This is a genomic window from Paraburkholderia heleia NBRC 101817 (assembly GCF_000739775.1).
Lineage (GTDB): Bacteria > Pseudomonadota > Gammaproteobacteria > Burkholderiales > Burkholderiaceae > Paraburkholderia > Paraburkholderia heleia.
In genome coordinates, this window is sequence record NZ_BBJH01000020.1 from 79,501 (window position 1) to 101,403 (window position 21,903).

Below are 21,903 nucleotides of genomic sequence, written 5' to 3' on the forward strand. Positions count from 1 at the left end.
GTCACTCCTCTTCCTCTTCGGCGTGCGGCGTCGCGAGCGAGCGCCACAGCAGCACGGGGATGATCAGCGTGAACACGATCACTTCCTTGTAAGCGCTCGCCCAGAACGACGAGTACGACTCCAGCAGGCCGACGAACACGGAACCTGCCGCAGCCAGCGGATAGCTCACCAGGCCGCCGATAATGGCGCCTACGAAGCCCTTGAGGCCGATCAGGAAGCCCGAGTCGTAGTAGATGGTGGTGAGCGGCGCGACGAGAATGCCGCACAGCGCGCCGAGGCCAGCGGCGAGCGTGAACGCGAGCCGCCCGGCCTGGGTGGTGCCGATGCCGACGAGCCGAGCGCCGAGCCGGTTCACCGAGGTCGCGCGCAGCGCCTTGCCCGAAATCGTGCGATCGAAATAGAGATACAGCGCGACGATCAGCACGGCGGCCGTGCCGATCACCCAGAGGCCTTGTCCCGAGATCGACAGGCTGCCGATGTTGAACGTGGCGTCGGAGAACGCGTTCGTCCGCGAGCCTTCCGCGCCGAACATCACGAGCCCGAGGCCCACCATCGCGAAGTGCACGGCCACCGCCACGATCAGCAGCAGCAGCGTGGTCGCCTCGGCGATGGGCTCATAGGCAAGGCGATAGATGAAGGGGCCCATCGGCACCACGATCGCGAGCGTGAGCGCAATCTGGACGAGCATCGGCAGCGGCTGGCTCGCTACCCCGCGCGTCAGCGCGTAGAGCGCGATGGGAAAGAGCAGATACTTGCCCGCAAGCGTCACGAGCGTGCGCGCCGCATGACGCCGCCGTTCGGCGTGACGCACGAGAGCGGCGGCCTCGACCACGAAGCATGCCGCGCCGAGCGCGACGAGCAGCCAGCAGGTGGCCGGAAACTTCTGCGATTGCAGCGCGGCGAGCGTGAGCGCGCCATACGAAACGAACTCGCCCTGCGGGATGAAGATGACTCGCGTGACGGAGAACACCAGCACCAGGGCAAGCGCAAGCAGCGCGTAGATCGCACCGGTGGTGATGCCGTCCTGCGCGAGGATCGCGGCGATCGATAAATCCATACTCCCCTCTTCCTGAAACCTTCTGGAACCCGGAAAAACAACGACGTCGAGAAAACGGCAATGCTGGCGTGAACCGTCGGAGGCGCGGTTCGGACTGCACGTGTGAAATGCCGGCGCGCGGCGACGAGGCCGCACGCCGGACATGCCTGTTCTTGCTTGCTTTTGCTTGTGCTCGATTGTCAGTGGCCAGAATGACGCCGTGACACGCGTGCATGTTTCACGGGAAAACGCGCCGCGCTTTCCCGTGTGCCGCACGTTATTCGCTCTGCAGCTTCCACTTGTTGTTGACGATCTCGACGATCACGCGCGCGCGCTGGTCGAGGCCCGCATGATCCGTCGCGCTCATGTTGAAGATGCCGTGCGCGCCCGCCACGTCCTGCGAGTTTTCGAGCGCGGCGCGCAGCGCCACGCGGAACGCCTCGGTGCCGGGCTGGCCCGCCTTCAGCGCGACCGGAATCGCGCGCTGGAGCAACTGGCCGGCGTCCCACGCATGACCGCCGAAGGTCGCCACCGTGCCCACGCCATAGGCCTTCTCGTAGGCCGTCTTGTAGGCCAGCGCCGACTTCTTCACGGGGTTCGAATCGGGCAGTTGGTCGGCCACGAGAATCGGGCCCGCGGGCAGCAGCTCGCCTTCGCAATCCTTGCCGCACACGCGCAGGAAGTCGTTATTCGCCACGCCGTGCGTCTGGTAGACCTTGCCCTTGTAGCCGCGATCCTTGAGCGTGGTCGCAGGCAGCGCCGCAGGCGTGCCCGAGCCGGCGATCAGGATCGCATCGGGGTTCGCCGACATCAGCTTGAGCGCCTGGCCCGTCACCGACGAATCGGTGCGGTTATAGCGCTCGCTCGCCACGATCTTGAGGTTGTGCTTCGCGGCCGCGCTGGTGAACTCCTTGAGCCAGCTGTCGCCGTAGGCGTCGGTGAAGCCGATGAAGCCCACCGTCTTCACGCCCTGCTTCTCCATGTAGCTCGCGAGCGCGTCGGCCATCAGGCTGTCGTTCTGCGGCGTCTTGAAGGCCCACTGACGCTTCGCGTCGATGGGCTCGACGATCGCGGCGGAGGCGGCGAGCGAGATCATCGGCGTCTTGCCCTGCGCGACGACGTCGAGCATCGCGAGCGAGTTCGGCGTGACCGACGAGCCGATGATCGCGTCCACGTGGTCTTCGTCGATCAGCTTGTGCGTGTTCTGCACGGCCTTGCTCGTGTCCGAGGCGTCGTCGAGCACGATGTATTGCACGCTCTTGCCCGCGATCTCCTTGGGCAGCAGCGCGATGGTGTTCTTCTCGGGAATGCCGAGCGACGCGGCCGGCCCCGTTGCCGAGAGCGTCACGCCAATCTTCACCTGCGCGGCGGCGATGCCCGCCGTGCCCATCAGTGCCGCTGCGAGTGCGGCACTCATCGAGCTCAAAACCCACTTCTTCGTTTTCATTGCGCGTCTCCAAACGCCTGGTCTGCGTGTTGTCGATTGATCCCGCGCCGATTACTAGGATGTTCGTAAATCGACGCCGGCCTTTGAGTGTAGTAATCGGGATCGCGCATGTAATGCATGGTTTTCCCTGCCTGCGGCGCCGCACAAGCCGCCGCGCGTCAGGGCGCGCTCTCCGCTTTATCGACTGCCTGACTCCCTGCTCACCTGCTGCTGCAAAGCCGTTGTAACGGCAACAAAAAAGGCACCTCAACCGAGCGTGCCTTTTGGTGTTTCGCGCGTCATGCAACCGGCGCTCAATCGCCGGCGAGTTTCCACTTGCCGCCGGCGATCTCCACCATCACGCGGGCGCGCTGGTCGAGACCCGCGTGGTCCGTCGCGCTCATGTTGAAGATGCCGTGCACGCCTGCCACGTCGTGCGAGTTTTCGAGCGCGGCGCGCAGCGCATCGCGAAAGGCCTTCGAGCCCGGCTGACCGGCTTTCAGCGCGACCGGGATCGCGCGCTGGAGCAGGAGGCCCGCGTCCCACGCGTGGCCGCCGAAAGTCGAGATCGAGCCCGCGCCAAAGGCCTTTTCATACGCTGCCTTGTACGCAAGCGCCGATTGCTTCGCGGGATTCGAATCGGGCAATTGATCGGCGACGAGCAGCGGCCCGGCGGGCAGATACGTGCCGTCGCAGTCCTTGCCGCACACGCGCAGGAAGTCGTTGTTGGCCACGCCGTGGGTCTGGTAGTACTTGCCTGCGTAGCCGCGCTCCTTGAGCGTTTTCTGCGGCAGCGCGGCCGGCGTGCCCGCACCCGCGATCAGCACCGCGTCGGGGTGCTGCGAGATCATCTTGAGCACCTGGCCCGTGACCGATGCGTCGTTACGCGCGAAGCGTTCGTTCGCGACGACCTTGATGTTCTGTTTGGCGGCAGCCGCGCTGAACGCCTTGTACCAGCTCTCGCCATAAGCGTCCGCGAAGCCGATGAAGGCCACCGTCTTCACGCCGTGCGCGGCCATGTGCTGCGCGATGGCGCCGGCCATCAGCGCGTCATTCTGCGGCGTCTTGAAGACCCACGCGCGTTTGGCATCCATCGGCTCGACGATCGAAGCCGCTGCGGCCATCGAGATCATCGGCGTGGATGTTTGCGCAGCCACGTCGATCATGGCGAGCGAGTTGGGCACGACCGTCGAGCCGATCAAGGCGTCGACGTGATCTTCGCTCGTGAGCTTGCGCGCGTTCTTCACCGCTTGCGTGGAATCCGTGGCGTCGTCGAGCACGATGTAATCGACCTTCTGGCCCGCGATCTCCTTCGGCAGCAGCGCCACGGTGTTCCTTTCCGGAATCCCGAGCGAGGCAGCCGGCCCCGTAGCCGACAGCGTCACACCGATCTTCACATCCGCATACGCCCCGCCGGCCGTCGCCGCGAGCACCCCGGTCGCGACGCAGGCCGCCCCCATCCAGCGCAAAACCAACTGCATCTCCACTCCTTCGATATTCGTTTTCTTTATTGCCACGCAATTGCGCCGCGGCCGACGACCTCACAGACAAATCGATAATCGGCCGCGGAAAATCAACGCAAAAATGCTGACCGCATGGTCGGTGATTGGCGAGTGTAGCGGCCTGTGTATTCAGATGGCAAGCGCTTTCCATCAGCTTACAGCGCCAAAGCGTGCGCGCTCGCAATGCGCAAACGCTTGTGCAGCGGGCGAAGCCGGCCGGGCGGCCCGATTTGCGTAACCTGGGAAGGGATAGCCGGTGCGTCCGAAGGTGCGTAAGTCGAACGCTTCGCAGTGGAAGAAATAATCGGTTCGCCGTTGAAAACAGGCGAGCAGAAATATAAAAAGCGCTGTTGGATTCTCATCCAACAGCGCTTCCTTGTCCGGGCACTTGGTGCCTCAGTTGTCTCCTCGTTCTCCACCTGCAAATTCGGTGCATCAGAACTAGGTGAAACTTTAAACTTCACCCCCCTCAGCAGCAACTAGCATTTACCCTAGTGGTGCAGTGCGGCACCGAAATGGGGCGCGGCGCCACCGAATTGTCGCATGGCGGCCGCCGTGGCATGCCGCAACGCGACATCGTTGCGTGCGCTACGCCAGCCCGAGCCGGCGGGGCCACTATTCTATCGTAGTCCGCAGCAGTCCTCGCACGCCCCGCCGTCACGCGCGCAGGGGCCGCACGCGCGCCACGATCTCGCCAACAATGCCGCGCCGGAACGCCAGCACGCAGGCAATGAAGATGATGCCCGTGACGATTGTTGTGGACTCACCGAGCGAGCGGAACCACTCCACGCCCGTCCCTCTTGCGAGCGCCGTGCCGATGTCGCCCAGCCGGTCCTCCAGCGCGACGATCAGCGTCGCGCCGAGCAGCGGCCCGAACAGCGTGCCCATGCCCCCCACGAGCGTCATGAGGATCACGAGGCCGGACATGGTCCAGTACGCGTCGCCGAGCGTCTCGAAGCCGAGCACGAGTACCTTGAGCGCGCCGGCCAGTCCCGCGAGCCCCGCGGACAACACGAACGCGAGCAGCTTGAAGCGGTCGGTGTCGTAGCCGAGCGAAACCGCGCGCGGCTCGTTCTCCTTGATCGCGATGAGCACCTGCCCGAACGGCGAATGCACGATGCGCACGATCAGACCGAACGCGAGCACCAGCACGACCAGCACGACGTAGTAGAGCGCGAGATCGGAATCGAGCGAAAGCACGCCGAACAGCTTGCCGCGCGGCACGCCTTGCAGACCGTCTTCGCCATGCGTAAACGGCGCCTGCAGGAACACGAAGTAGACCATTTGCGCGAGCGCGAGCGTGACCATCGAGAAGTAGATGCCCTGCCGGCGAATCGCGAAGATGCCGACCACGAGTCCGAGGAGCGTGGCCACCGCCGTGCCCGCGACCACGCCCGCCTCCGGCGTGAAATTGAGCGACTGGATCGCGTAGCCGGCCGTATAGCCCGCGCTCGCGAGAAACATCGCGTGGCCGAACGAAAGCAGGCCCGTGTAGCCGATCAGCAGGTTGAACGCCGCGGCGAACAAGGCGAAGCACAGCACCTTCATCACGAAGAGCGGATAGGCGCCGGCGAACGGCGCGGCGATCAGCCCGATCAGCAACAACCCATAGAGCGCTTTTCTTTGCATCATCGTTCCTTGCCGAAGAGGCCAGCGGGGCGAATCAGCAGCACGATCGCCATGATTACGAACACCACGGTCGCGGAGGCCTCGGGCCAGAATACCCGCGTGAAGCCTTCGATCACGCCGAGCATGAGGCCGGTGAGGATCGAGCCCATGATCGAGCCCATGCCGCCGATCACGACCACGGCGAACACGGTGATGATCATCGGCTGGCCCATGAGCGGCGAGACCTGGATCACGGGCGCGGCGAGCACGCCCGCGAACGCCGCGAGCGCGACGCCAAAGCCGTAGGTGAGCGTGATCATGAGCGGCACGTTGATGCCGAACGCCTCGACGAGCTTGGGGTTCTCCGTGCCCGCGCGCAGATACGCGCCGAGGCGTGTCTTCTCGATCACGAACCAGGTCGCGAAACACACGGTAAGGGAAGCCACGACCACCCAGGCGCGATAGTTGGGCAAATACATGAAGCCGAGATTCGTCGCGCCGGCGAGCAGGTCGGGCACGTCATAGGGCTGCCCCGACGAACCGTAGATCGACCGGAACACGCCCTCGACCACGAGCGTGAGGCCGAAAGTGAGCAGGAGTCCGTACAGATGATCGAGCCGGTAGAGCCAGCGCAGCATGGAGCGCTCGATGAAGACGCCGAACAGGCCGACCACGAGTGGAGCGACGACGAGCATCGCCCAGTACGGCAGATCGAAGTACGCGAGCCCCATCCACGTGAGCATCGCGCCCAGCATGAACAACGCGCCGTGGGCGAAGTTGATCACGTTGAGCATGCCGAAGATCACCGCGAGACCGAGGCTCAGGATGGCGTAGAACGAGCCGTTCACGAGCCCAAGGAGCAACTGGCTCAGCATTGCCGGAAGCGGAATGCCAAAAATCGTCATGAAAGCCGCCCATTGACGCATTAACGCATTAACGGATTACGCAATCATGCCGCGCCCGCCGCACCCACCTCGGGGCGCCGGGCGCGGCATCCGACTACAGCATTGACGCGCGTGCGCTCACTTCCACAGCGCGCACTTGCTCTCCTGCTTCGTCGTATAGGCCTGCTCGCCCGGGATCGTCTGCAGCACCTTGTAGTAGTCCCACGGCCTCTTCGACTCGGACGGCTTCTTCACCTCGACGAGATACATGTCGTGGATCAGCACGCCGTCCTGGCGGATGTAGCCGCCCTTGGTATAGAAGTCATTGACCTTGGTCTTCTTGAGCTGCTCCATGACCTTGTCGGAATCCGTCGTGCCGGCCGCCTGCACCGCCTTCAGATACGTCGTCACCGCCGAATAGTCGGCCGCCTGCAGTTCCGACGGCATCTTCTTCGTCTGCTCGAAGTAGCGCTGCGCCCACTTGCGCGTGTCGTCGTTCTGGTCCCAGTACCACCCGGTCGTGAGCACGAGGCCCTGCGTGGTGTCGAGCCCGAGGCTGTGCACGTCGGGCAGGAACATCAGCAGCGCCGCGGTCTTCATCGTCTTGTTGATGCCGAATTCCTTCGCGGCCTTGATCGCGTTGACCGTGTCGCCGCCCGCGTTCGCGAGGCCGAGGATCTGCGCCTTCGAGGCTTGCGCCTGCAGCAGGAACGACGAGAAGTCCGACGCCGAGAGCGGATGGCGCACTTCGCCGAGCACCTGGCCGCCGTTCGCCTTCACGACGTCCGCCGTGTTCTTCTCGAGCGACTTGCCGAACGCATAGTCGGCGGTCAGGAAGAACCAGCTCTTGCCGCCCTGCTTGAGCACCGCGAGGCCCGTGCCCTTCGCGAGCGCCACCGTGTCATAGCCGTAGTGCACCGTGTACGGCGTGCACTGCTCGTTCGTCAGGGCGTCCGTGCCCGCGCCCGTATTGAAGTACACCTTCTTCTTTTCCAGGGCGACCTGGTTCATCGCCAGCGCGGTCGCCGAGTTCGTGCCGCCAAGCAGCATGGTGAGCCCGTCACGGTCGAACCATTCGCGCGCCTTCGAAGCGGCGATGTCGGCCTTGTTCTGGTGATCGGCGTACTCGATCTGGATCGGCTTGCCGAGCACCTTGCCGCCGAAGTCCGCGACCGCCATCTTGATCGCCGTGAGGCCGCCCGGGCCGTCGTCGTCGGCGTAAAGGCCGGACATGTCGGTGATGAAGCCGATCTTCACCGCGTCGTCGGCGGCCTGCGCGCTCCCCGCGCTGAACGCCATCGCAGCTGCCGAGGCGGCAAAAAGGCCCGCGAGCCGCGCGAACGTGGTTTTTCTCATTGCAGTCTCCTTCCTTGGTTGCGTAGTTATTCAGGAACACTCCATGAACACCGGAGGCAAAGCGATTCGCGCGGCACCGTTGCGTCGCGCGGCAAAACAGAAACCGAAAATTAAACGCCCAGCAGGTCGTGCAGCACCGGCATCTTTCCCTCGAGCTCGGCAGTGCCGAAGTGCTCGACGATGCGCCCGTGCTCCATCACGTAAAAGCGGTCCGCGAGCGGCGCCGCAAAACGGAAGTTCTGCTCGACCATGACGATCGTGTAGCCGCGCGACTTGAGCGTGAGAATCATGCGCGCGAGCGTTTGCACGATCACCGGCGCAAGGCCTTCCGATATTTCGTCGAGCAGCAGCAGGTTCGCGCCCGTGCGCAGGATGCGCGCCACGGCCAGCATCTGCTGCTCGCCGCCGGAAAGCCGCGTGCCCTGGCTGTTGCGCCGTTCGGCGAGATTGGGAAACATCGTGTAGATCTCGTCGAGCGACATGCCCTCGGCCAGCTTCGCGCCTTTCGCGCCGATGTGCGGCGGCAGGAGCAGATTTTCTTCGCACGAGAGGCTCGAGAATATGCCGCGTTCCTCGGGGCAGTAGCCTACGCCGCAATGCGCGATGCGATAGGTCGGCATCTGGATCGTCTCGTGCCCGCCAATGCGGATCGAGCCCGTGCGCCGCCCGGTGAGCCCCATGATGGCGCGCAGCGTCGTCGTGCGCCCCGCGCCGTTGCGCCCGAGCAGCGTCACGACCTCGCCGCGCCCGACGGACAGATCCACGCCGTGCAGGATGTGCGACTCGCCATACCACGCCTGCAGTCCCGCAATCTCCAGCGCCATCGCGCTCCCGGCTGCGCCGGCGGCCGCCGCCGTCTCGCGTTCGGTGACCGTGTTCATGCGTGCGCCCCCGTCAGCGCCGCGTCCGCACTGCCCATGTAGGCCTCGGCGACGAGCGGATTCTTCGAGACTTCGGCGTAGCTGCCTTCGGCGAGCACCTCGCCGCGCTGAAGCACCGTGATGGTGTCGGAGATGCCGGCAATCACGTTCATGTTGTGCTCGACCATGAGGATCGTGCGCCCGCTCGATACCTTCTTGATGAGCGCCGTCACGCGGTCCACGTCTTCGTGGCCCATGCCCTGGGTCGGTTCGTCGAGCAGCATCAGCTCGGGCTCCATCGCGAGCGTCGTGGCGATTTCCAGCGCGCGCTTGCGGCCATACGCGAGCTCGACCGTGGGCACGTCGGCGAAATCGGTGAGGCCCACCTGGGTGAGCAGGTCCATCGCGCGGTCGTTGAGCTCCGCGAGCGTGCGTTCGCTCTTCCAGAAGTGATAGGCGGTGCCGAGCGAGCGCTGCAGCCCCACGCGCACGTTCTGCAGCGCCGTGAGGTGCGCAAACACGGCCGAAATCTGGAACGAGCGGATGATGCCGCGCCGCGCGATCTGCGCGGGCCGCTCATGCGTGATGTCGATGCCGTTGAAGACGATGCGCCCCGCACTGGGCACGAGGAATTTGGTGAGGAGATTGAAGCAGGTGGTCTTGCCGGCGCCGTTCGGTCCGATCAGTGCATGGATCGAGCCGCGGCACACGCGCAGGTTCACGCCGTTCACGGCCGTGAAGCCCTTGAACTGTTTCGTGAGGCCGCGCGTCTCCAGAATGGTGTCGCCGAGAATCATGTCCCCTTCCGAGCGTGGTAAGGCGTAACACTGCAGACCGTCCGTGACTCGTGGTACACGGTGAGGTCCGGCGCGGACGTGGCGGCGCGCCTCCCGATGCGCGCAACGCGCGCCTGCCGACTTCGCGTCATTGTCTCGCCAATGATGCAGCGCAATCATTGGGATTTGCACTTAAGGGAGCGCCACAATGACAGCAAACATTACAACCCACAGTTGACGGACGTTAGACGAAAGATACGCGCACGTTATACACACGATCGACGCAAATCCGCATCCCGCAGGCGTGCGGAAACACGCGCGTGGAAGCGCTTGCGCGCGCGTGCCGTCCCGTCATCGAATCGACGCAATCTTGCGCGTCGCTCCCTACCCTCAGGCGGTCGTCAGCGTGGCACCGGCGGCAGCCGCCGTTTGCGCACGCGCCCCCGCGCGACGGTCGGCGCGCAGCATCTCGGCGGCGCGCTCCGCGATCATCAGCGTCGGCGAATTCGTGTTTCCCGAGGTAATGGTCGGCATGATCGAGGCGTCCACCACACGCAGGCCCTCCACGCCACGCACACGCAGACGCGCGTCGACCACGGCGTCGGGATCGTCCGCGCGGCCCATGCGGCACGTGCCGACCGGATGAAAGATCGTCGTGCCGACGTTGCCGGCCGCCTCGCGCAGCTGCTCCTCGGTCTGAAACGCGAGCCCCGGCAGGATCTCGTGCGGCGCGTAACGCGCGAGCGCGGCAGACGCCGCGATGCGCCGCGTGAGCCGTATCGAGCTGGCCGCCACGCGCAGGTCGTGATCGGTCGACAGATAATTGGGCGCGATCGCGGGCGCCTGCGACGGGTCCGCCGAAACGGCGTGGATACTGCCGCGCGACGTGGGCCGCAGGTTGCACACCGAGGCCGTGAACGCGTTGAAGCGGTGCAGCGGCTCGCCGAAGCGGTCGAGCGAAAGCGGCTGCACGTGATACTCGAGATCGGGCCGCGTGAGCGCGGAGTCGCCCGGGTCCGATTTCGCGAACGCGCCGAGCTGCGAGGGCGCCATCGACATGGGCCCGCTCTGGAAGAGCGCGTACTGCATGCCGATCATCAGCTTGCCCCACCAGTGCGCGGAGGCCGTGTTGAGCGTACGCACGCCGTTCACGCGAAACGCCATGCGCAACTGCAGATGGTCCTGGAGATTCTCGCCCACGCCGCGCAGATCCTGCACGACGCCAATGCCGAGCTGCGCGAGCCGCGCAGCGTCGCCGATGCCGGAAAGCTCGAGCAATTGTGGCGAATTCACGGCGCCGGCGCTCAGGATCACTTCGCAACGCGCCCGCGCGACGTAATCGACGTCGCCGCGATATTCCACGCCCACGCAGCGCCTGCCTTCGAATATCACGCGCTGCGTGAGCGCGCCGGTCACGACCGTGAGGTTGGGCCGCTTCATCGCCGCGCGCAAGAACGCCTTCGACGCGTTCCAGCGCACGCCGCGCTTCTGGTTCACCTCGAAATAGCCCACGCCGCTGTTGTCGCCGCGATTGAAGTCGTCGGTTGCGGCAATGCCCTGCTCTTGCGCGGCGTGCGCGAACGATTCGAGAATCTGCCAGCGCAGGCGCTGCTTCTCCACGCGCCATTGCCCGCCCGCGCCGTGAAATTCGCTTGCGCCGCCGTGATGGTCTTCGCTGCGGCGAAATACGGGCAGCACACTGTCCCACGACCAGCCGGAGTCGCCCGTCTCGCGCGCCCAGCCGTCGTAGTCTTCGCGCTGGCCGCGCATGTAGATCATGCCGTTGATCGACGACGAGCCACCCAGCACCCGCCCGCGCGGGTAGGACAGCGAGCGGCCGTTGAGGCCTTTTTCGGCGGCGGTCTTGTAGAGCCAGTCCGTGCGCGGATTGCCTATGCAATACAGGTAGCCCACGGGAATGTGGATCCAGTGATAGTCGTCGGTGCCGCCCGCCTCGATGAGCAGCACCGAGACGTCCGCGTCCTCGGTCAGGCGGTTGGCAAGCACGCAGCCTGCGGTGCCGGCTCCTACGATCACATAATCGAATTCGCCTTCGAGGCGGCGCGCGGCCTGAGCTTCACCCGGTGCAGGCATGATGTGTCTCCAGCGATGACTGCTTTCTTTATGTTGTAGTTCCTGAACTGCGATTACTGCGGGCCGGTGGCATCGAACGTTTCGGATTCCTTTCGAATCGCCCGGCTTGCGCCCCGCCTACTTCGCTACCGGCATGGTGAACTCCGCGCCCTTGGCGATGCTGTCGGGCCAGCGTTGCATGATGCTCTTGTAACGCGTGTAGAAGCGCACGCCTTCCTCGCCGTAGGCATGGTGATCGCCGAACAGCGAGCGCTTCCAGCCGCCGAACGAGTGCCATGCCATCGGCACCGGAATCGGCACGTTGATGCCCACCATGCCCACCTTGATCTGGCGTGAGAAGGCGCGCGCGACGCCGCCGTCCGAGGTGTAGCACGACACGCCGTTGGCGAATTCGTGCGCGTTGATCAAGTCGACGGCGCTCGCGAAATCGGGCACGCGCACGACCGAAAGCACTGGGCCGAAGATCTCTTCCTTGTAGATCGTCATGTCGGTCTTCACGTCGTCGAACAGCGTCCCGCCGAGGAAGAAGCCGTCCTCATGACCTTGCACCTCGTGGCCGCGCCCGTCCACGACAAGCCTCGCGCCCGCGGCCACGCCCGCTTCGATATAGCCCTGCACTTTCGCGCGATGTCCGCCCGTGACGAGCGGCCCCATCTCCGAGGCGCCGTCCATGCCGCTGCCGATCTGCAGCGCCTTCACGCGCGGCGTGAGACGCTCGACGAGTTCGTCGGCGATATGGCCCACGGCCACTGCCACCGAAATCGCCATGCAGCGCTCGCCGGCCGAACCGTAGGCGGCGCCGATCAGGGCATCGACGGCCTGGTCGAGGTCCGCGTCGGGCATCACGACGAGGTGATTCTTGGCGCCGCCCAGCGCCTGCACGCGCTTGCCGTGCTTCGTGCCTTCCGTATAGAGGTATTCGGCGACCGGCGTCGAACCGACGAACGACAGCGCGGTGACATCGGGATGTGCAAGCAGCGCGTCCACGGCCACCTTGTCGCCATGCACGACGTTGAAGACGCCGTCGGGCAGCCCCGCTTCCTTGAGCAGTTCGGCGAGCCGCACCGAAGCGGATGGATCGCGCTCCGAAGGCTTCAGCACGAACGTGTTGCCGCACGCGAGCGCGATCGGGAACATCCAGCACGGCACCATCATCGGGAAGTTGAACGGCGTGATGCCCGCCACGACGCCCAACGGCTGGCGCAGATTCCAGTTGTCGATGCCGCCGCCGATCTGGTCGGTGAAATCGGTCTTCAGCAGATTGGGAATGCCGCACGCAAACTCGACCACCTCGATGCCGCGCATCACCTCGCCCTTCGCGTCGGAGAACACCTTGCCGTGTTCGCGCGTAATGAGTTCGGCGAGTTCGTCGTGATGCTGGTCGAGCAGATCCTTGAACTTGAAGAGAATGCGCGCGCGCTTGATCGGCGCCGTCTCCGCCCAGGCGGGAAACGCGGCCTGCGCAGCGGCAACGGCGGCATCGACCTCCGCCACGCTGGCGAGCGGCACGCGTGCGCTCACTTTGCCGAACGCCGGATTGAAGACGTCGCCGTAACGCTCGCTCGTGCCGGCCAGTGCCTTGCCGTTGACGAAGTGCGTCAGCGTGCGTACGCCCGCCTCGCTCCGATGTGTCTCGCCCATGGGTGTGCCTCTTCTGTCGTGAAGCCTCGATTCACCTAGCGTAATCGGGAGGCCGGGGCACGATCCAATGATTAATGCTCAACAGCGATATAAGGCGGTTTAATATCAGGATATGGACCTGACCTTGCTCCGGGCGTTCGTCACGGTCGCGCGCGAGGGCAACCTCACGCGTGCGGCCACCCATCTGCATCTCACGCAGCCGGCCGTGAGCCTGCAGATCAAGCATTTGCAGGAGACGCTTGGCGTGGCGCTCTTCACGCGCACCTCGCACGGCCTCGCGCTCACGCGCGACGGCCAGGCGCTGCTGCCGCACGCCGAACGCGCGCTCGCCGCCGCGGGCGACGTGCAGCGCGCCGCTGCCGCGCTGCGCCATGAAGTACGCGGGCGCTTGCGCATCGGGACGATCCTCGATCCGGCATTCCTGCGCCTCGGCGGCTTCCTGCGCCAGCTCGTCGAAACCTGGCCGCAGATCGAAACAGCGCTGCGCCATGGCATGTCGGGCTGGGTGCTCGACCAGGTGCGCTCGCGCGAGCTCGACGTGGGCTACTACATCGGCCAGCCCGCGCCGGACCCCGACACCTTCCACGCCATCACGCTCACGCGCTTTCAGTACCGCGTGCTCGCGCCCGCGGGCTGGAAAGACCGCGTGAAGGATGCGCGCGACTGGCGCGCGCTCGCCGCGCTGCCGTGGATCTGGACACCGCCCGCCTCCGCGCACAACCGCCTGCTCACCACGCTGTTCGAGGCCGCGCACGCGAGGCCCGTGAAGGTGGCCGAAGTGGACCAGGAGCCGTCGATGCTCGATCTCGTGAAGTCGGGCGTGGGCCTCACGCTCGCGCGCGATTCCACGGCCCTCGCCGAAGCGCACGCGCACGGGCTCACCATCGTCGAAGGCGTCGCGGTGCCCACGGAACTCACCTTCATCACGCTCGCCGCGCGGCGCGACGAGCCCGCCATCGCAGCGGCGCTCAAGTCGATCGAAACGCAGTGGGCGATATGAGCCGCCCTCATGAAGACGCGCGTGCGCCGTTCATGTCTGACGTAAGCGCAGGCCTGGTCGCGTAACAGCGCTGTCACACAAGTTTTGATAGATTGGGAATTCGCTCCGCGTTTTCGGCACGCCCTCCGGTGTGTTCACCCTGCGCGGCGCGTTACCAGCCTCTCCCATCGTTCCCCTTGTTCCCTTCGTTCGACAGGAGCCTTGCATGGCCCGCAACATCGAAATCAAAGCCCGCGCCCGTCAATTCGACACCCTGCGCGACCGCGCTTCCCAGCTCGCCACCGAAGCGCCGCTGATCTTTCGCCAGCAGGACTTCTTCTACGACGTACCGCGCGGCCGCCTGAAGCTGCGCCAGTTCGACGACGGCACGCCACCCGAGCTGATCTTCTATCAGCGCGACGACCGCGACGGCCCGAAGGCCTCCTACTACACGCGCAGTCCGGTCACCAATGCCGAAGCCATGCACTCGCTGCTCGCCACGGCGCTCACCACGCGCGGCATCGTCTCGAAGGAGCGCCACGTGTATCTGGCGGGCCGCACGCGCATCCACCTGGACCGCGTGGACGGTCTCGGCGACTTCGTCGAGCTGGAAGTGGTGCTCGGCCCCGAGGACGACGAGCAAGGCGGCGAAGCCGAAGCGCACGCGGTGTTCGCGAAGCTCGGCGTGGACGAAAGCGATCTCGTCGCCGTGGCTTACGTGGATCTGCTCAATACGGCCACCGCGGCCTGATGTCTGTCGTCGGCGAGGCGGGCCCTTGCGGCCCGCTGCGCCTTCCCGCCCATGCCACTCATGCCGCCGGCGCGCCCGGCTCCAGATGCCCGAGCGGCAGCGGCCCGTTGCGCTTGAACGTGGTGAGCACGATGTTCGAGCGCACGCTGTCCACGCCGGGCACGCGCATGAGCTTCTTCATGACGAAGGTCGAGAGCGCGTTCAGATCTGGCGCGACGATACGCAGCAAATAATCGGCGTCGCCCACCACGGCATGGCATTCGAGCACTTCGGGCAGCACGTCGATCTGCTGCTGGAACTGCTCGATGATCGAGTCCCCATGATGCTTGAGCTTGAGGCTCGTGAACGCGGTCACGCCCAGCCCGAGTTTTTCGGGCCGCAGCACCACGCGATAGCCGTCGATCACGCCCGACGCCTCGAGGCGCTGCAGCCGCCTGCCGATCTGCGAGGGCGACAGCGGCACCTGTTCGCCAAGCTGCTGATGCGTGGCGCGGCCAAAGCGCTGCAGCACGTCGAGCAGCGCCAGATCGAAATGGTCGAGTTCAAGCATGAATGAAATCCGCATTAATTAGCAATTTTGCGATCGATTATTGCATACACAAGATGCAAATCGTGAAGTACGCGCACATGCCGCGCGCAGACCGCTCTAGACTTGCATCACAGCAAGCCTTTTTAGTGGAGCATTACGAACATGGCCGCCGCCACCGCGAAACTGCAGGAGCAGTTCGACGCGGGTCTCATCACCCGTTCCGATTTCACGATCGACCAGCCGCTCGAACGTTACGGCGCGGCCGATCACGCCGTCTGGGACCGGCTCTACCGGCGCCAGCGCGCCCTGCTCGAAGGCCGCGCCTGCGATGCCTTCCTGGAGGGTGCGTTGCGCATCGGCCTGAATGTCTCCCATGTTCCGTCCTTCGCCCAGGTGAGCGAATGCCTGATGGCCGCAACCGGCTGGCGCATCGTGGCCGTGCCGGGGCTCGTACCCGAGCGCATTTTCTTCGAACACCTTGCGAACCGGCGCTTTCCGGTCACCTGGTGGATGCGCCGCGCCGATCAGCTCGACTATCTGGAGGAACCCGACTGCTTTCACGACCTGTTTGGTCATGTCCCGCTGCTCACCAACCCCACTTTCGCCGATGCGATTCACGCTTATGGCCGCGCCGCGCTCGCCGTCGAGGAACGCGCATTGCCGTTGCTGGCGAGGCTCTACTGGTACACGGTGGAGTTCGGCTTGATGCGTGACGCGAACGCCCCCGACGGCGTGAAGATCTACGGCGCCGGCATCGTCTCGAGCAAGGGCGAGACGCTATACAGCATGGAGAGCGCAGCGCCCAACCGGCTCGCCTTCGACCTCGACCGCGTGCTGCGCACGCGCTATCGCATCGACACGTTCCAGAAGACCTACTTCGTGATCGATTCGTTTGCCCAGCTTTTCGAAGCGCTGGGCGCGGGCATCGCTTCGCGCCTGGCCGATCCGGCGGCGCTCGTCGCGGCGCCGCCTCACGCGGCAGGCAGCGTGCTGCACAGCGACACGATCATCACGCGCGGCACGGGCGCGGGCTGGCTCGACGGCGGCGACGTCTGAACGGCACGCGGGCATTGCGCCGCAGCACGCGCGCGTTCCTTGATGCGGACGCGCGCACGCCTGCCCCATACGTGAAAAAATGGCTGATCGGCTCACGGCGCCCGCCCGGCCTCAAGTTCAATACAGGTGCAACGATGATCAACCGACTCACATCCGAAGAACGCGCATCGCAACTCGCCGACCTGCGCGGCTGGCAGGCCGTCGCCGGCCGCGATGCGATCCAGCGCCATTTCCGCTTCGCCGACTTCAACGAAGCGTTCGGCTTCATGACGCGCGTCGCCATCAAGGCGCAGGAAATGAACCATCACCCCGAGTGGTTCAACGTCTACAACCGTGTGGAGATCACGCTTTCCACTCACGAAGCCGACGGCCTCACCTCGCGCGACATCGAACTTGCGCGCTTCATCGATTCGATCGCACCGGGACCGCTCAGCGCATAAGCAGCGGCACCACGCACGGGCAAGCTGTGCGCACGGCGCGCCGCGAAAGCATAATGCAGGGTGCCGGGCCTTCAAACCTTCAGCTTTGAAGGCTATTCTTGATGGATACGTAAGACTCCCAGGCAGCGCGGGCAATCGGGTCTAAACGTTCCGGCGATATGGCGTTCTGACGCTGTACAATCAGCAGCGCATAAGGCTTGGAGAGCGCACTCGCCTCCTGGCACAACGCAAGTTCATCGCCAATCGATGGCGAGCGGTTGCGCCAGAAGTTGATCGCGGCTTCGAGTTCGGTGATCGAAATATCGGACATGTGGATCGTGATCGCGCAACCGTCGGGCTGTGCCGCGAGGCCAGCAAGCGACGCTTCGCGAACTGCGTGCCTGAACGCTAAAACCCATTGTACTTGAGCGAATTCCATGCGACTCCTTCTGATCGAAGACGACCGCCCTATCGCACGCGGTATCCAGTCCAGCCTCGAACAAGCCGGCTTCACCGTCGACATGGTCCACGACGGCATTTTCGCCGAACAGGCCCTCACGCAAAATCGCCATGAGCTCGTGATCCTCGATCTGGGGCTGCCGGGCATCGACGGCATGACGCTGCTTTCGCGCTTTCGTCAAAGCAACCGGCATACGCCCGTCATCGTGCTCACCGCGCGCGACGAACTGAATGACCGCGTCCAGGGCCTGAATTCCGGCGCCGACGACTACATGCTCAAGCCGTTCGAACCGGCCGAGCTCGAAGCGCGCATTCGCGCCGTCATGCGCCGCAGCGGCCCGCACGGCGACGTGCCGCGCCCCGAAGTGTCGCTCGGCGGCGTGCGCCTGTCGGGCGTCGATCGCCGCATCTTCAACGACGACAAGCCGCTCGAACTTTCGCCGCGCGAATTCGCCGTCCTCGAAATGCTGCTGCTGCGCCACGGCCGCGTGGTGAGCAAGGCGCAACTGCAGGACCACCTCACGCACTTCGGCGGCGACCTCGGCGACACCGCGATCGAAGTCTACGTGCACCGCGTGCGCAAGAAGCTCGAGAACTGCCGCGTCGAGATCGTCACGGTGCGCGGCTTCGGCTATCTGCTGCAGGAAATCCGCCAGGCGGCCTGATCCGCCCCGTTTTCCGGGCCAGCCAGCGGCGGCGGAGCAATCCGCCGCCGTTTGCGCTTGATGGCGCCGGTTTTGGCGCCTCACCGGCACTTCAGCCGCCGCGCCCGCGGCCCGCGTACAATGGATCGGTCCCGTGCAGCGCAAGCCGCCGCACCCACGATTCATCATTCGCCCTGAAGCCATCATGTCCTCACCTGCCGCAACGAGCCTGCGGCGCACGCTACTACGGCGCCTCGCCGCCCCGCTTTCGCTGCTCGCGCTGATGAGCGGCCTGATCGCCTATTGGCTCGCCTGGCAGTACACGCAGCACGTGGTCGACCGCTCGCTCGCCGACCTCGCCACGGCCATCTCCCGCCAGATCCAGATCGCCGGCGACGATGCCGCCAGAACCGTCCCGCCGCTCGCGCAGGCGATGTTTTCCGACCCCGTCGAGCACCTCGTCTATCGCATCAGCAACGGCGAAACGGAAATCGCGGGCGACCACGACCTGCCGCTGCAGGGTACCAACGTGCGCCGCATGCATTACGCGTACGTGTTCGAAACGATCTATCAGGGCGTGACCGTGCGCGTCGCCCAGGTACGCGTGCCGCAGGCGCATGGCAATCCTATCGTCGTGGAAGTCGGTCAGCCTGTGCATCACCGCTTTCGCATCGCGGCCGAATTTCTCGTCGCGATCATGATGCCGTTGCTGCTCCTGCTGCTCGCCGGCTGGGTCATTGTGTGGCGCGTGGTCAACCAGCAGCTCAACCCGCTCACCGCGCTCGCCGACTCGCTCAACCGCCAGACGCACACGTCGCTCGAACCCGTCGACGAGACCTACGTGCCCGTCGAGATCCGTCCGCTCACGGGCGCGCTGAACGCGCTGCTCGGCCGCCTGAAGACCGCGCTCGACGCGCAGCGCAAGTTCATCGCCGACGCCGCGCACCAGCTGCGTACGCCGCTCACCGCAGTGAAGCTGCACGCCGAGCAGGCCGTGAACGCACGCGAACCGCAAAAGGTCAACGACGCGGTGCGCGAGTTGCGTGCCGCGGCCGATCGCGCGGTGCGTCTGTCCAATCAATTGCTCTCGCTCGCGCGCGCGGAGCCGGGTGAACAGGCCGCGCGCTTCGTCGATATCGACATGGCCGCACTCGCCTTCGAGACCGGCGCCGAATGGGTCCCGCGGGCGCTGGCGAGCCACGTCGACCTCGGCTTCCAGCGCCTCGACGATCCCGAAAACGACACGCCGTTGATGGTGCGCGGCAACCCCGTGCTGCTGCACGAGGTCGTCGCGAATCTGCTCGACAACGCGCTTAAATATTTGCCGCCCGCGCGGCTCGAAGGTGCGCGCATCACCGTCACCGTTTCGCAGTCCTGCGTGCAAGGCGTGCCGATGGCCGAGATCGTCGTGGAAGACAACGGCGGCGGCGTGCCCGCTTCGCAGCAGTCGGATCTCTTCAAGCGCTTCTTCCGCGGCGACGGCCAGAGCGAAAGCGGCGTGGATAGCGGCGCGGGCCTTGGCCTTGCGATCGTGCACGACATCATGACGCTGCACCGGGGCAGCGTGCATTACGAAGATGCGCCGGAAGGCGGCGCACGTTTCATCGTGCGCGTGCCGCTTGCGCATCGCGGCGCGCCCGGCGGCAAGGCCCCCAAAGACCGCAAGGACAACAAGGAGGCCGCCGCCTTCGAGACCGCACATCTGGGTACGGCCGACGCCGGCGAGCCGTCTCGCGAGAAGAAACCGACCCACCAGGCGAGCATCGATCTCTGACGCTGCGGGTGCCAGGAAAACGACAAGGGCCGCTCATGCGGCCCTTGTGCTCGATACCTGGCAACGCGCGTTGCGCCGCTTACTTCTTCTTTTTGCTCTTGCCTTTCGACGCTTTCGCGCCCTTCGCGGACGTGTCGCCGTCGGGCGGCGCGAGCATCGTGCCGCGGCACTTGCGGGCGCCGCAACGGCATTCGTATTCGCGCTTGAGCTTCTTCGTCTGCTTCGCGTCGATCACGAGGCCGTAGTCGTAGAAGAGCTCCTCGCCCTCGGCGATATCGCGCAGCGCGTGAATGTAGACGTGTCCTTCGATTTCCTCGGCTTCGCAGTTCGGCGCACACGAATGGTTGATCCAGCGCGCGCTGTTGCCCTTTACCTTGCCGTCGATCACGTCGCCGTCGTCGAGTGCGAAATAGAACGTGTGATTCGGTTCGTCAGGATTGTGCGGATGACGCCGCAGCGCTTCCTTCCAGGAGATGCGCTCGCCCTTGTATTCGATCAGTCGTTCGCCGGTTGCAAGCGGGACCGCCGCAAACACGCCCTTGCCGTGCACGCCCGACTGGCGCACGACGATCCTGCGTTCACTCATTGAATGAATCCTTGTGAAGTACTGGGGGAGACTGTGCCGGTCATGACAGGCGGCGTGGAACATGCCCTCCCGCGCGCCGCCTGCGGCTCTCTCATGAAGCCGTGCCCGGCCGGTCTGCCTGGCCTTGCGTCGGCCCCTTGCATCCAACTCTCGCGTCCCGGCTCGTCGCGCTGCGTACGCAAACGCGGCGCCCGAATGGGCGGATTGGGCGCCGCGCTCATGCGACGCCCGGCGCGCCACAGACGGCATCGTACACGCTCGCGCCTCTTTCGTTCAACCCATATGCGCCGTGAGAAACCGCGCCGCGCCGCGTGTTTCAGCGCTGGCCGAGCGTCGTCTCGCCAAACAGCTTCTTCAACTCGCGCGGTTGCGAACGCCAGTATTGCGGCGGCGCGCTCACGCTCGCGCCGAGTTGCGCCGCGGCGTGCCACGGCCAGCGCGGATCGTAGAGCATCGCGCGCGCCATCGCGATCATGTCGGCTTCGCCGTCTTCGACGATCTGGTTGGCCTGCAAGGCGTCGGTGATGAGGCCCACCGCAATCGTCGTCATGCCGGTTTCTGCCTTCACCTTGCGCGCGAACGGCACTTGATAGCCGGGTTCGAGCGGGATCTTTTGCAGCGGCGACACGCCGCCCGACGACACGTCGATCCAGTCTGCGCCGCGCGCCTTGAGCGCCTGCGCGAAGACCACGGTGTCGTCAGGCGTCCAGCCGCCGTCAACCCAGTCCGTTGCCGAAACGCGCACGCCGACCGGGCGATCGGCGGGAAATTCGGCGCGTACGGCGTCGAACACTTCGAGCGGAAAGCGCATGCGGTTTTCGCGCGAGCCGCCGTACTCGTCGCTGCGCTGGTTCGCGATCGGCGAGAGAAATTGGTGCAGCAAATAGCCGTGCGCCGCGTGGATTTCGAGGGCGTCGATGCCAAGACGCGCAGCGCGGCGCGCCGTGGCCACGAACGCATCGCGCACACGATTCAGACCCGCGACGTCGAGCGCGAGCGGCGGCGCTTCGCCCTCCTTGTGCGCGAGCGCCGAAGGCGCGTGCGGCACCCACCCGCCTTCGGCGACGGAAATCAGCTGGCCGCCTTCCCAGGGCACATGACTCGACGCCTTGCGCCCCGCGTGCGAAATCTGCATGGCGACGCGGATAGGCGAATGGCGGCGGATGGCGGCGATCACGGGCCCGAGCGCGGCTTCGGTCGCGTCGTCCCACAGGCCGAGACAGCCCGGCGTGATACGGCCGTCGGGCTCCACAGCCGTCGCTTCGATGCAGAGCATCGCCGCGCCAGAAAGCGCCAGATGGCCAAGATGGATCATGTGCCAGTCATTGGCTTCGCCGCGCTCGGCGGAGTACTGGCACATCGGCGAAACGACGATGCGATTGGCGAGCGTCACGCCACGCAGTTCGAGCGGAGTGAAGAGCTTGCTCATGGGAGGTCCACGGACGGTTGGCAGAAGCGTCCGAGAATAGCACGCGCGCTATTCACGCGTTCGACAAGGAACAGGACGCCCGCACGAGGTGGAT

At 65.4% G+C, this 21,903-nt stretch carries 20 protein-coding genes; 6 read left to right on the plus strand and 14 right to left on the minus strand.

The window, feature by feature from the left end; all coding sequences use genetic code 11:
- Nucleotide 1: 1 nt before the first annotated feature.
- The 10 genes from BHE01S_RS17180 to BHE01S_RS17225 all read right to left on the minus strand — a co-directional run bounded on the left by BHE01S_RS17180 (nucleotide 2) and on the right by BHE01S_RS17225 (nucleotide 13,183).
- Nucleotides 2-1,057, minus strand: a complete 1,056-nt coding sequence (locus BHE01S_RS17180) for a branched-chain amino acid ABC transporter permease (RefSeq protein ID WP_042265999.1) — start codon at nucleotides 1,055-1,057, stop codon at nucleotides 2-4.
- A 256-nt stretch (nucleotides 1,058-1,313) separates the two neighbouring features.
- Complete coding sequence (locus BHE01S_RS17185) at nucleotides 1,314-2,483, minus strand: ABC transporter substrate-binding protein (protein WP_042266001.1); 1,170 nt, start codon at nucleotides 2,481-2,483, stop codon at nucleotides 1,314-1,316.
- Between the two features lie 293 nt (nucleotides 2,484-2,776).
- On the minus strand, nucleotides 2,777-3,943 hold the full coding sequence (locus BHE01S_RS17190; protein ID WP_042266003.1) for an ABC transporter substrate-binding protein: 1,167 nt from the start codon (nucleotides 3,941-3,943) through the stop codon (nucleotides 2,777-2,779).
- A gap of 678 nt (nucleotides 3,944-4,621) precedes the next feature.
- Nucleotides 4,622-5,593: a branched-chain amino acid ABC transporter permease gene (locus tag BHE01S_RS17195; RefSeq protein WP_042266140.1), complete on the minus strand. Its 972-nt coding sequence runs from the start codon at nucleotides 5,591-5,593 to the stop codon at nucleotides 4,622-4,624.
- Nucleotides 5,593-6,477 carry a branched-chain amino acid ABC transporter permease gene (locus BHE01S_RS17200; protein ID WP_042266142.1) on the minus strand — a complete coding sequence of 295 codons (885 nt, stop codon included), beginning with the start codon at nucleotides 6,475-6,477 and terminating at the stop codon, nucleotides 5,593-5,595. The genes BHE01S_RS17195 and BHE01S_RS17200 overlap by 1 nt, the downstream gene beginning before the upstream one ends.
- Nucleotides 6,478-6,594: 117 nt before the next feature.
- On the minus strand, nucleotides 6,595-7,812 hold the full coding sequence (locus tag BHE01S_RS17205) for an ABC transporter substrate-binding protein (RefSeq protein ID WP_042266005.1): 1,218 nt from the start codon (nucleotides 7,810-7,812) through the stop codon (nucleotides 6,595-6,597).
- A gap of 110 nt (nucleotides 7,813-7,922) precedes the next feature.
- Nucleotides 7,923-8,693, minus strand: coding sequence for an ABC transporter ATP-binding protein (locus BHE01S_RS17210; protein WP_042266008.1), 771 nt, complete (start codon nucleotides 8,691-8,693; stop codon nucleotides 7,923-7,925).
- A complete protein-coding gene (locus BHE01S_RS17215) occupies nucleotides 8,690-9,469 on the minus strand; it encodes an ABC transporter ATP-binding protein (protein ID WP_042266011.1) in 780 nt (259 codons plus the stop codon). Before BHE01S_RS17215 ends, BHE01S_RS17210 begins: the two co-directional genes overlap by 4 nt.
- Nucleotides 9,470-9,838: 369 nt before the next feature.
- On the minus strand, nucleotides 9,839-11,542 hold the full coding sequence (locus BHE01S_RS17220) for a GMC family oxidoreductase (RefSeq protein WP_042266013.1): 1,704 nt from the start codon (nucleotides 11,540-11,542) through the stop codon (nucleotides 9,839-9,841).
- A 117-nt stretch (nucleotides 11,543-11,659) separates the two neighbouring features.
- Entirely contained in the window at nucleotides 11,660-13,183 is a 1,524-nt protein-coding gene (locus tag BHE01S_RS17225) for a CoA-acylating methylmalonate-semialdehyde dehydrogenase (protein WP_042266015.1), read from the minus strand.
- A gap of 112 nt (nucleotides 13,184-13,295) precedes the next feature.
- Between BHE01S_RS17225 and BHE01S_RS17230 the strand changes: the two genes are divergently transcribed.
- Both BHE01S_RS17230 and BHE01S_RS17235 read left to right on the plus strand, forming a co-directional pair.
- Nucleotides 13,296-14,183: a LysR family transcriptional regulator gene (locus BHE01S_RS17230; protein WP_042266017.1), complete on the plus strand. Its 888-nt coding sequence runs from the start codon at nucleotides 13,296-13,298 to the stop codon at nucleotides 14,181-14,183.
- A 205-nt stretch (nucleotides 14,184-14,388) separates the two neighbouring features.
- Nucleotides 14,389-14,913, plus strand: a complete 525-nt coding sequence (locus BHE01S_RS17235; protein ID WP_042266019.1) for a class IV adenylate cyclase — start codon at nucleotides 14,389-14,391, stop codon at nucleotides 14,911-14,913.
- 58 nt (nucleotides 14,914-14,971) lie between these two features.
- Here the strand turns inward: BHE01S_RS17235 and BHE01S_RS17240 are convergent, their stop codons facing one another.
- Nucleotides 14,972-15,463, minus strand: a complete 492-nt coding sequence (locus BHE01S_RS17240) for an Lrp/AsnC family transcriptional regulator (protein WP_028203286.1) — start codon at nucleotides 15,461-15,463, stop codon at nucleotides 14,972-14,974.
- Nucleotides 15,464-15,604: 141 nt separating this feature from the next.
- Between BHE01S_RS17240 and phhA the strand changes: the two genes are divergently transcribed.
- Together phhA and BHE01S_RS17250 are read left to right on the plus strand one after the other, a co-directional pair.
- Nucleotides 15,605-16,498 carry a phenylalanine 4-monooxygenase gene (gene phhA / locus BHE01S_RS17245; protein ID WP_042266021.1) on the plus strand — a complete coding sequence of 298 codons (894 nt, stop codon included), beginning with the start codon at nucleotides 15,605-15,607 and terminating at the stop codon, nucleotides 16,496-16,498.
- A gap of 86 nt (nucleotides 16,499-16,584) precedes the next feature.
- Entirely contained in the window at nucleotides 16,585-16,938 is a 354-nt protein-coding gene (locus BHE01S_RS17250) for a 4a-hydroxytetrahydrobiopterin dehydratase (protein ID WP_281177760.1), read from the plus strand.
- A 79-nt stretch (nucleotides 16,939-17,017) separates the two neighbouring features.
- Here BHE01S_RS17250 and BHE01S_RS17255 read toward each other — a convergent pair whose 3' ends face one another.
- Nucleotides 17,018-17,248, minus strand: a complete 231-nt coding sequence (locus BHE01S_RS17255) for a DUF3717 domain-containing protein (RefSeq protein WP_028203283.1) — start codon at nucleotides 17,246-17,248, stop codon at nucleotides 17,018-17,020.
- Nucleotides 17,249-17,354: 106 nt separating this feature from the next.
- Between BHE01S_RS17255 and BHE01S_RS17260 the strand changes: the two genes are divergently transcribed.
- Both BHE01S_RS17260 and BHE01S_RS17265 read left to right on the plus strand, forming a co-directional pair.
- Nucleotides 17,355-18,041, plus strand: coding sequence for a response regulator transcription factor (locus tag BHE01S_RS17260; RefSeq protein WP_027815974.1), 687 nt, complete (start codon nucleotides 17,355-17,357; stop codon nucleotides 18,039-18,041).
- Nucleotides 18,042-18,225: 184 nt separating this feature from the next.
- Nucleotides 18,226-19,794, plus strand: a complete 1,569-nt coding sequence (locus BHE01S_RS17265; RefSeq protein ID WP_042266024.1) for a sensor histidine kinase — start codon at nucleotides 18,226-18,228, stop codon at nucleotides 19,792-19,794.
- 79 nt (nucleotides 19,795-19,873) lie between these two features.
- Here the strand turns inward: BHE01S_RS17265 and BHE01S_RS17270 are convergent, their stop codons facing one another.
- The gene (locus BHE01S_RS17270; RefSeq protein ID WP_042266026.1) at nucleotides 19,874-20,380 is read right to left on the minus strand and encodes an SET domain-containing protein; all 507 of its coding nucleotides are present in this window, start codon (nucleotides 20,378-20,380) and stop codon (nucleotides 19,874-19,876) included.
- A 316-nt stretch (nucleotides 20,381-20,696) separates the two neighbouring features.
- Nucleotides 20,697-21,809: an NADH:flavin oxidoreductase/NADH oxidase gene (locus BHE01S_RS17275; RefSeq protein ID WP_042266028.1), complete on the minus strand. Its 1,113-nt coding sequence runs from the start codon at nucleotides 21,807-21,809 to the stop codon at nucleotides 20,697-20,699.
- Between the last annotated feature and the right edge of the window lie 94 nt (nucleotides 21,810-21,903).

Bases quoted from the DNA above. Each gene is read 5' to 3' on its own strand.
- BHE01S_RS17180 (WP_042265999.1), bottom strand. From the start codon at position 1,057: ATGGATTTATCGATCGCCGCGATCCTCGCGCAGGACGGCATCACCACC.
- BHE01S_RS17185 (WP_042266001.1), bottom strand. From the start codon at position 2,483: ATGAAAACGAAGAAGTGGGTTTTGAGCTCGATGAGTGCCGCACTCGCA.
- BHE01S_RS17190 (WP_042266003.1), bottom strand. From the start codon at position 3,943: ATGCAGTTGGTTTTGCGCTGGATGGGGGCGGCCTGCGTCGCGACCGGG.
- BHE01S_RS17195 (WP_042266140.1), bottom strand. From the start codon at position 5,593: ATGCAAAGAAAAGCGCTCTATGGGTTGTTGCTGATCGGGCTGATCGCC.
- BHE01S_RS17200 (WP_042266142.1), bottom strand. From the start codon at position 6,477: ATGACGATTTTTGGCATTCCGCTTCCGGCAATGCTGAGCCAGTTGCTC.
- BHE01S_RS17205 (WP_042266005.1), bottom strand. From the start codon at position 7,812: ATGAGAAAAACCACGTTCGCGCGGCTCGCGGGCCTTTTTGCCGCCTCG.
- BHE01S_RS17210 (WP_042266008.1), bottom strand. From the start codon at position 8,693: ATGAACACGGTCACCGAACGCGAGACGGCGGCGGCCGCCGGCGCAGCC.
- BHE01S_RS17215 (WP_042266011.1), bottom strand. From the start codon at position 9,469: ATGATTCTCGGCGACACCATTCTGGAGACGCGCGGCCTCACGAAACAG.
- BHE01S_RS17220 (WP_042266013.1), bottom strand. From the start codon at position 11,542: ATGCCTGCACCGGGTGAAGCTCAGGCCGCGCGCCGCCTCGAAGGCGAA.
- BHE01S_RS17225 (WP_042266015.1), bottom strand. From the start codon at position 13,183: ATGGGCGAGACACATCGGAGCGAGGCGGGCGTACGCACGCTGACGCAC.
- BHE01S_RS17230 (WP_042266017.1), top strand. From the start codon at position 13,296: ATGGACCTGACCTTGCTCCGGGCGTTCGTCACGGTCGCGCGCGAGGGC.
- BHE01S_RS17235 (WP_042266019.1), top strand. From the start codon at position 14,389: ATGGCCCGCAACATCGAAATCAAAGCCCGCGCCCGTCAATTCGACACC.
- BHE01S_RS17240 (WP_028203286.1), bottom strand. From the start codon at position 15,463: ATGCTTGAACTCGACCATTTCGATCTGGCGCTGCTCGACGTGCTGCAG.
- phhA (WP_042266021.1), top strand. From the start codon at position 15,605: ATGGCCGCCGCCACCGCGAAACTGCAGGAGCAGTTCGACGCGGGTCTC.
- BHE01S_RS17255 (WP_028203283.1), bottom strand. From the start codon at position 17,248: ATGTCCGATATTTCGATCACCGAACTCGAAGCCGCGATCAACTTCTGG.
- BHE01S_RS17260 (WP_027815974.1), top strand. From the start codon at position 17,355: ATGCGACTCCTTCTGATCGAAGACGACCGCCCTATCGCACGCGGTATC.
- BHE01S_RS17265 (WP_042266024.1), top strand. From the start codon at position 18,226: ATGTCCTCACCTGCCGCAACGAGCCTGCGGCGCACGCTACTACGGCGC.
- BHE01S_RS17270 (WP_042266026.1), bottom strand. From the start codon at position 20,380: ATGAGTGAACGCAGGATCGTCGTGCGCCAGTCGGGCGTGCACGGCAAG.
- BHE01S_RS17275 (WP_042266028.1), bottom strand. From the start codon at position 21,809: ATGAGCAAGCTCTTCACTCCGCTCGAACTGCGTGGCGTGACGCTCGCC.